Annotated in this window: 13 protein-coding genes; 10 read left to right on the top strand and 3 right to left on the bottom strand. The window is 57.3% G+C overall.

Annotated features, from left to right (window positions below; translation table 11 throughout):
* The first annotated feature begins 99 nt into the window (after nt 1–99).
* From MTX78_RS08290 to MTX78_RS08330, 9 genes are all read left to right on the top strand, one after another.
* Nucleotides 100–327, top strand: coding sequence for a hypothetical protein (locus MTX78_RS08290; protein WP_243801620.1), 228 nt, complete (start codon nt 100–102; stop codon nt 325–327).
* A 393-nt stretch (nt 328–720) separates the two neighbouring features.
* Entirely contained in the window at nt 721–1,359 is a 639-nt protein-coding gene (locus tag MTX78_RS08295; protein ID WP_243801621.1) for a (2Fe-2S)-binding protein, read from the top strand.
* A 95-nt stretch (nt 1,360–1,454) separates the two neighbouring features.
* On the top strand, nt 1,455–2,435 hold the full coding sequence (locus MTX78_RS08300) for an FAD binding domain-containing protein (RefSeq protein WP_243801622.1): 981 nt from the start codon (nt 1,455–1,457) through the stop codon (nt 2,433–2,435).
* A 142-nt stretch (nt 2,436–2,577) separates the two neighbouring features.
* The gene (locus tag MTX78_RS08305) at nt 2,578–4,914 is read left to right on the top strand and encodes a xanthine dehydrogenase family protein molybdopterin-binding subunit (RefSeq protein WP_243801624.1); all 2,337 of its coding nucleotides are present in this window, start codon (nt 2,578–2,580) and stop codon (nt 4,912–4,914) included.
* Nucleotides 4,915–5,164: 250 nt separating this feature from the next.
* Nucleotides 5,165–6,352 carry an XdhC family protein gene (locus MTX78_RS08310; RefSeq protein ID WP_243801626.1) on the top strand — a complete coding sequence of 396 codons (1,188 nt, stop codon included), beginning with the start codon at nt 5,165–5,167 and terminating at the stop codon, nt 6,350–6,352.
* 140 nt (nt 6,353–6,492) lie between these two features.
* On the top strand, nt 6,493–7,104 hold the full coding sequence (locus tag MTX78_RS08315; RefSeq protein ID WP_243801628.1) for a nucleotidyltransferase family protein: 612 nt from the start codon (nt 6,493–6,495) through the stop codon (nt 7,102–7,104).
* Between the two features lie 93 nt (nt 7,105–7,197).
* Nucleotides 7,198–8,646 (top strand): MFS transporter, encoded by a 1,449-nt coding sequence (locus tag MTX78_RS08320; RefSeq protein WP_243801630.1) that lies wholly within the window; start codon nt 7,198–7,200, stop codon nt 8,644–8,646.
* 138 nt (nt 8,647–8,784) lie between these two features.
* A complete protein-coding gene (locus tag MTX78_RS08325; RefSeq protein ID WP_243801632.1) occupies nt 8,785–9,300 on the top strand; it encodes a DinB family protein in 516 nt (171 codons plus the stop codon).
* A 19-nt stretch (nt 9,301–9,319) separates the two neighbouring features.
* Nucleotides 9,320–9,739 carry a hypothetical protein gene (locus MTX78_RS08330; protein WP_243801634.1) on the top strand — a complete coding sequence of 140 codons (420 nt, stop codon included), beginning with the start codon at nt 9,320–9,322 and terminating at the stop codon, nt 9,737–9,739.
* A 7-nt stretch (nt 9,740–9,746) separates the two neighbouring features.
* Here the strand turns inward: MTX78_RS08330 and MTX78_RS08335 are convergent, their stop codons facing one another.
* From MTX78_RS08335 to MTX78_RS08345, 3 genes are all read right to left on the bottom strand, one after another.
* Nucleotides 9,747–11,402 carry an amidohydrolase gene (locus MTX78_RS08335; protein WP_243801636.1) on the bottom strand — a complete coding sequence of 552 codons (1,656 nt, stop codon included), beginning with the start codon at nt 11,400–11,402 and terminating at the stop codon, nt 9,747–9,749.
* 132 nt (nt 11,403–11,534) lie between these two features.
* Nucleotides 11,535–11,966: a hypothetical protein gene (locus MTX78_RS08340; RefSeq protein WP_243801637.1), complete on the bottom strand. Its 432-nt coding sequence runs from the start codon at nt 11,964–11,966 to the stop codon at nt 11,535–11,537.
* A gap of 150 nt (nt 11,967–12,116) precedes the next feature.
* Nucleotides 12,117–12,890: an AMP nucleosidase gene (locus MTX78_RS08345; RefSeq protein WP_243801639.1), complete on the bottom strand. Its 774-nt coding sequence runs from the start codon at nt 12,888–12,890 to the stop codon at nt 12,117–12,119.
* Nucleotides 12,891–13,102: 212 nt separating this feature from the next.
* Between MTX78_RS08345 and MTX78_RS08350 the strand changes: the two genes are divergently transcribed.
* On the top strand, nt 13,103–13,558 hold the full coding sequence (locus MTX78_RS08350) for a type I restriction enzyme HsdR N-terminal domain-containing protein (RefSeq protein WP_243801641.1): 456 nt from the start codon (nt 13,103–13,105) through the stop codon (nt 13,556–13,558).
* Nucleotides 13,559–14,194 lie beyond the last annotated feature (636 nt).

Below are 14,194 nucleotides of genomic sequence, written 5' to 3' on the forward strand. Positions count from 1 at the left end.
GGGTAGTAAGCAACATGATAGGATAAGCTGCGTAGCTGCAAGTATCCGGCTGCCCTGAAGATGATGCGGCAGCCTTCTTCGTCCTTCGCCTGCTATTCTATGAAAACCACGTTGTTTGTTGCTGCGCTTCTTGCTTTTCTACTAGGCAACCTGCCGCAGGCACTAGCCCAAGCTTCACCTGCCCAAGCAACTCCGCCGCAAGACACCGCCAAGGCGCGCGAGAGAATGAAAAAAGATCAAAAGAAATCAGCGGATGGCAAATACATGCTGAATCCCAAGAAGGCGAAAGGCAAAACAAAGTCTGTCAAGACGGTGAACGGCCAGTAAGCCGTAGCCTACACCCTGCCTGCAGAACACAAGCCCGCTGCCCAACTAGGGAGCGGGCTTGTGTTGTAAGTGGGTATGAGTGCTTGGAGTGGGAGCTGAAGTATAGCAGTTGAGCCAGGCGCTGCCAATCAGAATATAGCGCTTCACGTAGGCCATTTTCAGTTACCGCATCGTAGCTATAAACTCGACTGGACAGTATGCCGTATCGAAGCTAAACTGTTGTGGTGGTCTGGTGTGACGGGGTTGAAGAAAGGAAACCTTGCTCTTTCACTGAACTAGTACCAGCTATTCAGGTTGTTTCAGTGTTCACCTACGAGGTTGCCCATGTGGCAGCCAGGCTTCCGAGCTGTTGGGCGCACTTGCTCTCGATTCCAACTCTTCACCCTTCACTACATGTCAACTATTCCTGCTCCCGACGAGTCGGCTGGTACGCCCCCCGATACGCGGCCCGAAGATGGCTCGCGCCGCTCCTTTATGAAGCAGGCCGGCGGCTTCCTTGGGTTGGCGCTTACGCCGCCGCTGGTTAGCCAAGCCGAACGCCTGACGGCTTACTCGAAAACCATGGAAGGGGTGTCGGAGATGACGCTGCGCGTGAACGGCACTGCCCGCACTCTACGTGCCGAGCCCCGCGTAACCCTGCTCGACGCCCTGCGCGAAAACCTGAACCTGACGGGCAGCAAAAAGGGCTGCGACCATGGCCAATGCGGCGCCTGCACGGTGCTGGTAGATGGCCGCCGCATCAACAGCTGCCTCACGCTTGCCGTGATGAACCAAGGCAAGGAAATCACCACTATTGAAGGCTTGGCGAAAGGAGAGGAACTGCACCCAATGCAAGCAGCCTTCGTGAAGCACGACGGCTTTCAGTGCGGCTATTGCACGCCCGGCCAAATTATGTCGGGCGTGGCGTGCGTGAAAGAAGGACATGCCACCACCGATGCCCAGACCCGGGAGTGGATGAGCGGCAACCTCTGCCGTTGCGGGGCTTATCCCAACATCACTGCTGCCGTGCGCGAAGTAGCGAGCAAGGCATAGAGCGTAGGTAGTAGCCCTTAGAACCGAGACAAAAACCTCGTTGCTAAGCTACTATCGGTTCCAAGCTCTTCCCTCTCAGTTCCAAGACCTAACTCATGAATAACTTCAGCTACACCACGGCCAACACGGCCAAAGAAGCTACCGGTGCCCGCAAAGACAGCGCCCAGTCTGCGTTCATTGCGGGCGGCACCACCCTGCTCGATTTGATGAAGCTCAACGTGGAGCAGCATCCGCAGCTGGTTGATATCAACATGGTGCCCTTCAAAGGCATCAGCGAAACCGCCGACGGTCTGCGCATCGGGGCGCTGGAGCGGATGAGCGACGTGGGCGAAAACCCGCTGGTTGTGCAGCAGTATCCGGCTATTTCCGAGGCCCTGCTGCTGAGTGCCTCGCCGCAGCTGCGCAATATGGCCAGCATTGGGGGCAACCTGATGCAACGCACGCGCTGCACCTACTTCCGCGACACGGCCTTTCCCTGCAACAAGCGCAACCCCGGTTCCGGCTGCCCCGCCCAAACCGGCGATAATCGTGGCCTCGCCATCTTGGGCGGCAGCACGGCCTGCATTGCCACCAACCCCGGCGACATGGCCGTGGCCCTGGTAGCGCTGGATGCTGTGGTGACCCTGGAAAACAGCAAGGGCAAGCAGCGGCGCGTATCTCTCCTGGATTTTCACTTGCTGCCGGGCACCACTCCTCAGCGCGAAACCATCCTGGAAGCCGACGAGCTGATTGTGGCCGTAACCGTGCCCGCGGCCGCGCACGCCCGCAAATCGCACTACGTGAAGGTGCGCGACCGGGCTTCCTACGCGTTTGCGCTGGTATCAGCGGCCGTGGGGCTTGACGTGCAGGGCGGACAGATTCGGTCGGCGCGCATTGCCATGGGCAGCGTGGGTACCAAGCCGTGGCGCGCGCTGGAAGCTGAAAAGCTGCTGGTGGGCAAGCCGGCTACGGAAGCCAGCTTCCAGGCTGCTGCCGCCGCGGCAGTACGTGGAGCCGCGCCGCGTGAGCACAACCGCTTCAAGGTGGAGATGGTCCAGAAAGCTATTGTCCGGGCCTTCCAGGAAATAACGGCGTAACCACGCTTCGGGCGGGTGTCTAGTTGCTGACGGTGGGCGGGATGTACTCCGCACTTCGTTGAACGACTAAGCCAGCACCCTCAACACGACATCGTTCAACGATTCACCAAGCGCTGGCTTGGCCTTACTTGCTACCATCCTCATGGATACTGAACCACGATTTTTTGAAACCAATGCCCCCGGTACCGGGGGCGTGGTAGGGCAGCCGCTTAGCCGTGTAGATGGCTACGATAAAGTAACCGGCAAAGCCAAATACTCGGCCGAGTTCCCGCTGACGGACTTGGTGTATGGGGTGCTGAAAGGCAGTGAAATTGCCAAAGGCAAAATCCAAAGCATTGATACCACGGCTGCCATGAAGGAGCCTGGCGTGCTGGCCGTACTCACCCACCAAAACCTGCCTAAGCTCGCCAAAACGCCCAACGACCAGGAAGGCAAGAAAGCCATTGGTGCCCCCATGGGCTTCCTGCCGCTTACCTCCGACATGGTGCACTACGCTGGGCAGCCGGTAGCGCTGGTGGTAGCCGATACCTTCGAGCGGGCCACCCATGCCGCCTCGTTGGTGCGGGTGCAGTACGCCGCGGAAAAGCCATTAGCCTCGTACCTAGACCCCAAAGCGGAAATCTTCAACCCCGAGAAGGTGCAGGACGACAAAACCAAGGGCTTCACCCGCCGGGGCGATGCGCGGGCGGCACTGGCTGCGGCACCCATAAAGCACTCAGCCACCTACACCCACGCCATCAACCACCACAATCCCATGGAGCCCGGCTCGACTACCGCCATCTGGGAAGCGGCCGACCGGCTGACGGTATACGAGTCTACGCAGGGCATTACGCGCACCCAAAAGTCGTTGGCCACAATGCTGGGACTGCCGCAAGAGCAGGTGCGCGTCGTGACCAAGTACCTGGGCGGCGGCTTCGGCTGCAAAGGCTCCAGTTGGCCCCACACGGTGCTGACGGTGCAGGCTGCCAAAGCCGTGAACCGGCCAGTGAAGCTGGTGCTCACCCGCCAACAGATGTTTACGGGCATGGGCCACCGCGAAGACCAAACCCAAACCCTGCAAGTAGGCGCTACCAAGGAAGGCAAGCTCTTGGCACTGGTGCACGAGAAAACCTCCACCACTTCGCCCTGGGACAACTACGCGGAGCCCAACAGCCGCATCATCAACTTGCTCTACGACTGCCCGACCTTCGAGTCGAGTTACCAGCTGGCGCGTGCCAACGTCATGACCTCCACGTTCACGCGGGCCCCCGGCGAAGCGCCTGGCTCGTTTGCCATCGAGTGTTCCCTGGATGACATAGCCAACCAACTTGGTATTGACCCGCTGGAAATCCGCTTGCGGAACTACGCCGAGAAAGACCCTACCAACGGCAAACCCTGGAGCAGCAAAAGCTTGAAGCAGTGCTATGCCCGTGGAGCCGAGTTGTTTGGCTGGAGCAAGCGCAACCCTCAAAACGGCGCTACCCGCGACGGCAAATACCTCATCGGCTACGGCATGGCCACCGCCTCGTACCCGGTGCACAACTCACAAGGCACGGCTCGCGTGCGCCTGTATGCTGACGGCCACGCCGTAGTGCAAAGCGGTGCCACTGACCTGGGCACGGGCACTTATACCGTTATGACGCAGGTAGCTGCCGACGCTCTAGGCCTCACGCCCGACAAGATACGGTTCGAGCTAGGTGATTCGCGCTTGCCTACGGCTCCCAACTCGGGTGGCTCGGTGGCGGCCGGTACGGTTTCGTCGTCGGTGTACGTGGCGGCGCAGGAGGTGTGGCAGAAACTCAAGAAGCTAGCCATAGCCGATAAAAAGTCGCCGCTGTTCCGCGCTAAGATGGAGGACGTGGTAGTGGAGAAAAACCGGCTGGTGCTGAAAGCCAACAAGCAGAAAGGCGAAGATTTTGCGGCGCTGATGAAGCGCAACGAAATGAGTGATATTGAAGGCACCGGCAACGGCAAATACGGCGCTGGCTATGAAACCGGCATGGCTCCCGGTCCCGCCGATTCCGGCCACGAAAAGGATGCCGGTGGGCACTCCATGCACTCGTTCGGAGCGCACTTTTGCGAGGTACGGGTAGATGCGGAACTGGGCACGGTGCGCGTAACCCGGTGGGTGAGTGTGCACGCGGCGGGCCGAATCCTGAACGCCAAAACGGCCCGCAGCCAAATTATCGGTGGCAGCATTTTCGGCATTGGGGCGGCGCTGATGGAAGAAACCTACCGCGACCAGAACTACGCCCGTTACACCAACGCCAGCCTCGGCGAGTACCACATTCCCGTCAACGCCGATATTCCGGAGATGACCGTGGAATTCATTGACGAGCACGACCCCTATATCAATGCGATGGGCGTGAAGGGCATCGGCGAAATATCGATGGTAGGTGTATCGGCAGCAGTAGCAAATGCCGTCTTCCACGCCACGGGTAAGCGAGTCCGCGAGTTGCCTATCACGCCGGATAAGGTGATGGGCGCGTTGGCGGTATAGGCTTGCCTTTTCGCGTATCTGCACCGTTGGCTGCGCTTACCCGCCTGTTTCCTATCGTGGTGTCTGATTCGTTTGGCCGGGGGAGAGGAGGTGCTAAGTATAGCATGACCACCTTTTTGCTTGCTGACCACAACAAGCTGTGCGGTTGCCAACTACCAGATTTTTCTGCGCAACGCAACCTCGAAAGCACCATGCGTTTCATTGCTTCGTATAATCGCTAGAATGCAAGTACGCATTCCTCTTGCCTAGTATGACTGAATTACAGCGTCTTCTTCTTGCGTACGACGAGCACCGTGCCGCCAACCACGCTTGCGCCTTGGCCTCCGTAGTTGATGTGGCCGGTTCGGCATATCGGCGGCCGGGTGCCCGCATGCTGGTCACCGAAGACGGCCAGCTGACCGGCGCCATCAGTGGTGGCTGCCTGGAAGGCGATGCCCGTCAACGTGCCCGGCGCACCATCCGGCAGGGCCGCCCTACTGTGGTTACGTATGATTCCACCGACCCCGACGACGACTTGCAGTTTGGCGCGGCGCTCGGCTGCCAAGGCATCGTGCAGATTCTGCTGGAACCCTTGGATTTCTCTGACCCTGATAATCCATTGGAGCTGCTGCGCCGGTGGGCCGATGGCGTAGAAGCGCCTGCCGTGGTAGCTACCGTGTTTAGTATGACGGGTACGCAAGCCTCGGTGCAGATGGGCGAGCGGCTGCTGTTACTCCACGACGGAACCGTCCAAGGCACGCTTTCAACTGGCTCGGAGTTGCACGCTACCATTCTAGCCGACGCCCGGGCTGCCTTGAACGCCGAGCAACCTGCTACCCGGCAGTATGCCGCTGGGGCTGGGGTAGTGCGGGTAAGCCTAGAGATTCTGCGCCCGCCGGTCAGGTTGTCTATCTACGGCGCTGGCAATGATGTGCAGCCACTGGTACGCTTGGCAGCTAGCCTTGGATGGCGGGTGCAAGTGCTAGATGGTCGGCCTGCGCAGGCGCAAGCCACCCGCTTTCCCGACGCCGAGCAGGTGCGTGTATTGCCACTGGCCGAAGTGGAAGCCGAGCCCCATGATGCGCGTTTTGCGTTGCTCATGACTCACAATTACTACTACGACTTGGCTGTGCTACGCCATTTGTTGCACGCACCCACCAAGTACATTGGGCTGCTAGGCCCGCGCAAGAAATACGAGCGCCTTCTCACCGACCTGCAACAGCAGCAGCCCGATGCAGCCGAGTTGCTGGCTGGGCGGCTGCACAGCCCTATCGGCCTCAATTTAGGCGCCGAGACGCCCGAAGAAATAGCGTTGTCCATCGTGGCCGAAATACAGGCGGTACTGGCTGGTCGTCCGGCCGGTTTCCTGCGCGACTCACCGCATCCTATTCACCCGCCTCTGCACGCCGATGGCCCCCTGATAGCCGAGGGCCGTGTGGATGCTGTCTGTGATTTGTAAGGCTTCAGCCCCAGGATTCTCGGTCAATGAAGCTGATGATGCCGAAATTAGCTGTCTGTCAATAGTATGCGTGTTCGTTTAACCCGCATGCACAGTTCTTGATTCTTCAATACAAGCAGGCACTTCCCAACCAGATACCTATGTCCACTGCTGTTATTGTGCTGGCGGCTGGTTCGTCTTCCCGCTTAGGCCAGCCCAAACAGCTGCTGCCCTATGAGGGACAGACACTGTTGCGCCGCGCCGTTGAAACCGCAGTAGCTGCGGCAGACGGAGGGCCGGTGATTGTCGTGACGGGGGCGTTGCACACTGAATTGCTGCCGGAGTTGGCTGGCTTGCCGGTGCATGCCATATGGTGCCCTACGTGGGCGCTGGGTATGGGGGCTTCCCTCAAAACTGGGCTGGCACTACTGGAAAGTATATGTAGCACCTGGGCCACGGTACTTGTAATGCTCTGCGACCAGCCTCACATAACGCCTGCGCTGCTCCAAGAACTGGTGACAACATATTCGCATACCGGCCAACCTATCGTGGCTACGCAGTACGGCACGATACGCGGTGTGCCCGTCCTGTTTGGAGCCGAAGTGCTGCCGTTGCTCCGGGATATTGCCGATGCGGCGGGTGCCGCCCAACTGCTCAAACACCACCCCCAGCTGGTGGCTTCGGTGCCATTTGCCAATGCGGCTATTGACGTGGACACCCCCCAGCAATACGCTGCTTTGCTACAGGGTAAGCCGATGCCGGAAATAGAGTAGCCCCGTCCGCACACGGAGGTTAAAGGCTTCGTAACAACCACAACCATAGAATCCCGTTATCTTGGCCGGTACCACACTCTCAACTCTGTCTCTATGACAACTGCCTCGGTAACTGCGCCGGATACCGGCTTCAGCGACATTCCCAAGGACGACAAGCGCATCACCCGTGGCTGGACGTTCTACGACTGGGCCAACTCGGTGTATCCATTGGTTATCACCTCCAGTATTTTCCCTATTTATTGGGGGGCTATGGTAAAGCAAATCACGGGTACCGACAGTGGCAAAAGCCCCGTCGAGTTCCTAGGATTTCAGGTGCCGGGGTCGTCTTTGCTTACGTATGCTATTTCGGCGGCTTTTCTGCTGATTGCGCTTATCAGCCCGTTCCTCACCTCCTTGGCCGACTTCTCAGGACGCAAGAAGCTGTTCATGCAGATTTTCTGCTACCTCGGGGCTGCCTCCTGCGCTGCCTTGTTCTTCTTCACCACCGACACACTAACGCTCAGCACGTTCGTGTTCATTTCCGCCACCATCGGTTTCTCGGGTTCCATTGTGTTCTACAACTCCTATCTGCCGCTGATTTCTTCGGAAGAGAAGTTTGATTCGCTGTCGGCGCGCGGTTTTTCGATGGGCTACATCGGGTCGGTGCTGCTGTTGGTTGTTTGCCTGGGGCTGATTATGGGGCACGGCGCACTAGGACTGGAAGAAGGATTTGCCACGCGCTTGGCTTTCCTGCTCACGGGTATATGGTGGGCTGGCTTCGCGCAAATTCCTTTTTTCGCTCTGCCCGCCGACCCTGGCCGGCCTACTACCACAACCCCCGCTGGCACCACCGACTCTGATTCTGGCTGGCTGCTGAACGGCTTCCGGGAACTGGGCAAGGTGTGGGCGCAGCTCGAACACCTACCCAACCTGAAACGGTTTCTGCTGGCGTACTTCACCTACAACATGGGCGTCCAAACCGTCATGTATGTAGCCACCATCTTCGGCGACGAAGAACTGAAGCTGGAAAGCTCCGCGCTGATTCTTACCATTCTGCTGTTGCAGTTGGTGGGCATCTTGGGCGCTTACCTATTTTCCAAGCTATCGGAGCGCATCGGCAACACGCGGGCGTTGAGCTGGTCGGTGGTGATTTGGATGCTTATTTGTGTGGCTGGCTATTTTGTACAGGCCGGCTGGAGCTTCTACGCGCTGGCCTCGGTCATCGGGCTTACCATGGGCGCCGTGCAAAGCTTGTCGCGCAGCACCTATTCCAAGATCATTCCGGAAAATACGCCTAACACCGCCGCGTTCTTCAGCTTTTTCGACGTAACCGAGAAGCTTAGCATTGTCATTGGCACTGCCGTGTTCGGGGTTATTGCGCAGATTACCGGCTCGATGCGCAACAGCATTCTGTCGCTCATCGTGTTCTTCGTACTGGGTTTGGTTTTCTTGCTGCGCCTACGGGGCCGCAAACTGCGCGACGAAGTTCCGAGCACCGAGGACACGCAAGTGGGGCCACCGCCTGCCACTCCCAACGTGGGTATGCCAGCCTCCGTCCGTTAGCCCATTCGGAACCAACCAACAAACGGCACCATTATCCAGCGTAATGGTGCCGTTTCATTGTAAGTAATGGCCCAACCGGACCATTGGAATCTGTACTTACTGCCCACAACAAGTAGCCACTAACCTTTTTTAACACCCATGACCGAAGCTCAACCCACCCTGCAAGCTGCTCTAAGCCAAGAGTTGAAACAAGAGCTGAAACTTACTCGCCGCTTGCTGGAGCGTGTGCCCACCGAGCAATTTGGGTGGCAGCCTCACCCCAAGTCGATGAAGTTGGGTACGTTGGCCTCGCACATGGCCAACTTAGTTGGCTTCCTGCAAATGTCGCTGGCTGGGCCTGAAACCGACCTTGCTACCACGAAAATGCCCGAGTCGCCTACTACTACCGATGAGGTACTGCGCCGGTTTGATGTCAATGGTGAGAACATTCATAAAGCCTTGGAGCAGGTTGATGATGCTACTTTCCACAGCAGCTGGTCGTTGCGCCGGGGCGAGCAAGTGTTTATGACGCTGCCCCGCGCCGCTGTAGCGCGGACCCTGGTACTCAATCACCTCATTCACCACCGCGGCCAGCTCAGCGTGTACCTGCGCCTGCTCGATATTCCGGTACCCGCCATCTACGGCGGCTCCGCCGACGAAGCACCCCAACGCTAATACCACCCATTGAATAGATATGCGGTTATCAGTCAGTATTTTCCTAGCGCTAGTAGGACTGGGGAGCATCCTACAAGCAAGTGCTTGTGAGTGTACTCCACTGTTGTCTCGCGCACAGGAATTCAAGCAAGTAACTGCCGTTTATACGGCAACTGTGGTAGCCATGCCTTCTCGGCGAAATACTCCTACTATTATTCAACTAAAAGTAGACAAAGTGTTTAAAGGCAACAGAAAGGCACTCAGCCGTATACTTGAGGCGGAGAACAACTGCCAATTCAACTTTCAGGTTGGTAAAACCTACCTGATTTATGCTGATAACGAGTATTCCCCAACGGCTCTTTTTGTTAATAAATGCTCCCGAACAAAAGAGCTGATTGCCGCCAAGAAAGAAGAGCTAGCAGAGTTGCAAAAGCTGGCTGCAAAAGCAGGTAGGCAGTAGACGGCCTCTATTTCCCGCCAAACACTTGCTCGCCTGCAATCCAAGTCTGTTGCACCTTGGCGCCGCGTAACTTCTCCTTGGGTCCTTCTATAAGGTCGGTGTCCAATAACACGAAGTCAGCGGCCATGCCCGCACGGATGCTGCCTTTCTGCTTGTCTTCGAAAGCGGCATGGGCGGCCCAGGTGGTCATGCCACGTAGGGCATCAGGACGGCTCAGGGCATTTTCCATCTGGAAGCCCTTGGCAGGATAGTTCTTGGCATCTTGTCGGGCTACGGCCGAGTGAAAGCCATAGAGCGGATTGATATCTTCTACCGGAAAATCGGAGCCGATGGCCACCTGGCCGTATTGCTTGCGCAGGTCGTTGAAGGCGTAGGCAGTCTTGAGGCGTGCGGCCCCGAGCCGCTCACCAGCCCAGTACATATCGGAAGTGGCGTGGGTGGGCTGCACCGAAGGCACGATGCCGAACTGTCCGAACTTCACAACATCGGCCTTGCTCACCACTTGGGCGTGCTCGATGCGCCAGCGTCGGTCGTTCTTGCCACCCAGCACTTCGCCATAAATATCGAGTAGCAGTCGGTTGCTGGAGTCGCCGATGGCGTGGGTGTTCATTTGAAACTTGCTGGCGGCCAGTTCTTTCGCCAAGGTGCGGTAGTCGGCTATCGAGGAGAGCAGGAAGCCGGTTTCTTTGGGCTTATCGGTATACGGATGCAGCAAGCAAGCGCCGCGCGAACCCAAAGCACCGTCGGCGTATACCTTGAAGCTGCACACCGTTAGCCGATCCTGGAATACGGGGCCGTTTTTCAGGTAGAACTCTTTGTTGGCTTTGGTTGGGGTGAGCATGGCGTATATGCGCAGCTTCAGCTTGCCGTCTTGTTGCAGAGCGGCTATTTGGTCGATGTTGGCTTTGTCGAGGCCAGCATCAGCGAGGCTGGTCAGGCCCACGGCCAGGCAGCGCTTCTGGGCTTCCAGAACAGCGGCGTTGGCTTCGGTTGCGGTTGGCTCCGGAATCTTCACACTCACCAAATCCACGGCGTTGTCAACAAGCAAGCCCGTTAGCTTGCCTGCGGCGTTTTTGCTGATGGTGCCGCCGCTGATGGGCGTACTGGCCATGACGCCTGCCAGATCCAAGGCCTTCTGGTTGACGAGAGCCGCGTGTCCATCCACCCGCACGATGAAGACCGGCGTGTTTGGAAACAGGAGGTCAAGCGTGTCTTTGGTAGGGAACTGCTTGGTGGGCCAGTCGTTTTGGTCCCAGCCGCGGCCGGTTAGCCAAGCAGCCTGTGGGTATTGCTGGCGCTGCTGTTGCAGCTTCTCTATCACCTGTGCCCACGAGGTAGTGCCTACCAGTTCGGCATCGCGCAAGCCAAGGGCATAGCGGTAGAAGTGACAATGGGCATCGTAGAAGCCGGGGTACACAAACTGGCCCCGGGCGTCTACGCTTTCCTTGCCCGTAAACCGGCCCCGAATGTCGGCCTCACTGCCCACCGCCACAAACTTACCGTCCTTCACGGCAAACGCCGTAGCCTTAGAAAAGGCGGAATCTACGGTGTACACGGTGGCATTGTATACCACCAAATCAACGGACTGAGTGGACGTACTCTGGCAGCAACTGAAAAAGCCAGCCAACATCAGCAAAACAAACGAGCGTATGGAGTTAGTCATAGCGCGAAAGTAAGAATTGCTGAGGCGAGATGATAGACGCCACGAAACAGAGAAAGGAGGCAGTACAATTCTCTTGGCGCCAAGTGCGCCGTAGAACTGTACTGCCTCCTTTCTCTATCGTAGGGCCTCGGGTTACCGCTCCACCGACCCTTGCTGGAGGCAACGTTCGAGCCAAGCCAGGGCCGGGGCTTCCTCCGTGAAGCGCTGAATCAGGTAGGGCTGGCCCTGTGGGGCGTTGTTGCTGGCAAGGCCGATATTGGAGAGGGCACCAGCAAGGTGGTGGGGCGCCATTAGGAGCGCCATGTAAGTGGTGCTGCCCAGCCGCGGGTGCAGGCGCGGAAAGAAGTCTTCCATCATCCAAAACACGTCCGAGGCGTCCACGCCCGTGCGGCGGCGGATGTCGAGCAGCCAGAAACGACAGTCCTTTTCGGCGGCTATATCCAGAATAGCCGCGTAGCCCTGCTGTAGCTCAAACGGCATAACGCCGCGCTTCCAGCGTCCAATCAGCACTTGTATTTCCTCGTCGTAAGTGACATCCAGATAAGCAGTAGAAAATGCATCCATAGCGTAACAATTCAGGCGCAATACAGCATAAAAGATACATCCTGCGCAGTGGATGTTGAAGCAAGCTCACAAAAAACCCCAGAGCCGGTTGGGCCACTGGGGTTTGCTTGAGGCACCGTTGTGCAAGCTAAGCGAAAGGCGCTGCTTTCACTACTCGAAGCGCATATGCTTCACCGATTCGCCGGAATTCTTCAGCTCCAGCAGCGAGTCGATGCCAATTTGCAGGTGAGCCGTCACGAAATCAGCCGTTACCTTCTTGTCGCTCTCCGACGTTTTCACGCCTTCGGGCGTCATTGGGTTGTCGCTGACCAGCAGCAGGGCACCGTGCGGAATCTCGTTGACAAAGCCCACCGTGAAGATGGTGGCCGTTTCCATGTCCACGGCCATGGCCCGGATCTGGCGCAGGTACTCTTTGAAGTTCTCGTCGTGCTCCCACACGCGGCGGTTGGTGGTGTACACCGTACCGGTCCAATAGTCCTTCTCGTGCTTCTTGATCATCGACGATACGGCCCGCTGCAAGCGGAAGGAGGGGAGAGCAGGAATTTCGGCGGGTAAGTAGTCGTCGGAAGTACCCTCGCCCCGGATGGCGGCAATGGGCAGAATCAGGTCGCCAAGCTTGGTTTTGCTTTTCAGGCCACCGCATTTACCTAGGAACAAGGCTGCCTTGGGCTTCACAGCGGATATCAGGTCCATAACGGTAGCAGCCATGGGGGAGCCCATACCGAAGTTGATGATGGTGATGCCACCAGCTGTAGCGGTCTGCATCGGCTTGTCGAGGCCGTTTACCTCTACGCCGAACTGCTCGGCAAACATATGGACGTAGTTGATAAAGTTGGTAAGCAGGATATACTGCCCAAACTCTTTCAGGGGAACCCCAGTGTAGCGCGGCAGCCAGTTTTCTACAATGTCGGATTTGGTCTTCATGTATGGTCTTGAATTAGTGGGATGTTCGGTCTATTTGCTGGATATACGGGATACTGTAGTGGAGCTTCCTCTACTGAAGAAGTAAAGCATCAGGCAAAAGCCTAGGCCTCCAGCAAGCCCAAACTTTATAAAAAAACCGTCGACCCAGCGAGTGGGCGACGGTACGGGATGAAAAGCGGGAACCAGAACCCAGGGCCGTACCTTTGGAGGTGATGCAAGAGTTGAACCTGCCGCCTTTCGAGTACAAACTTACGCAAAGCGGCGAGACTATATTAATCTGGGACGTGCTGCGTCGGAAGCATGTTGTGCTAACGCCCGAAGAATGGGTACGGCAGCATGTAATTCATTATTTGATAAACCACCGGGGCTACCCGCGTGGCCTGCTGAGTGCGGAGCGCGGCCACCGCTACAACCAGCGCCAAAAACGCACCGACCTCTGGGCCCTCGGGCCCGACGGCAGCCCGCTGCTACTGGTAGAGTGCAAGCGGCCAACCGTGCCCATCACGGCCGCTGTGGCCCAGCAGGCTGCTACCTATAACCAAACCATAGGGGCGCCGCTATTGCTGCTTACCAACGGTTTGCAGCACTTCTGCTGGCGCGTGAATTTCGAGCAGCGCACCAACGAACGGCTGACTGAAGTGCCACTGTACGGTGGATTGACGGGGTAGTACTCATTTATAACAGAACAAAATCTAATAATATTAGATTAGGCTAACTGCAAGAGCTATTGCTACTTTCGTAGCTCGGTTTAACATTATTATACGGAAGCTTATGTTTAGAACAATTACTCATGCTGTGCTGGCCATCCTTGCTAGCGTATTGATATTTCTGCTTGCATGTGGTAAGGTTCGGGCGCAGGCTCCTCTTTGGCAAACTGCAGTAGCGGTATCTGGAGACGAGTCCTCCATCAGCGCGACAGCCACTGATGCAGTAGGCAATGTATATGTAGCTGGCAATTTTCGAGGGGTAGTTCGATTTGGAAATACAGTCTTAACCAGTGCGGGCGACGCCGATATATTTGTGGCCAAATGGCTTCCGTCGACTGGCACTTTCGCGTGGGCACAACGAGCCGGAGGGCCGGGCTCGGACTATGCGCCTACGGTCGCTGTAAGTGGTACCAGCGTGTATGTGGCTGGTCAGTTTGCGGTAACAGCTACTTTCGGCAATCTTAGCCTGACAAGCACTGGTACTGCCGAAGGCTTTGTTGCCAAGCTAATTGATACTGAGAGTAGCGCAAGCTTTGTATGGGCGCAAAGGTTTGGAGGTAGCGGAAGTGATGATGCTACTGCGTTAGCCGTTAGTGG

The sequence above is a fragment of the Hymenobacter tibetensis genome (assembly GCF_022827545.1).
GTDB lineage: Bacteria > Bacteroidota > Bacteroidia > Cytophagales > Hymenobacteraceae > Hymenobacter > Hymenobacter tibetensis.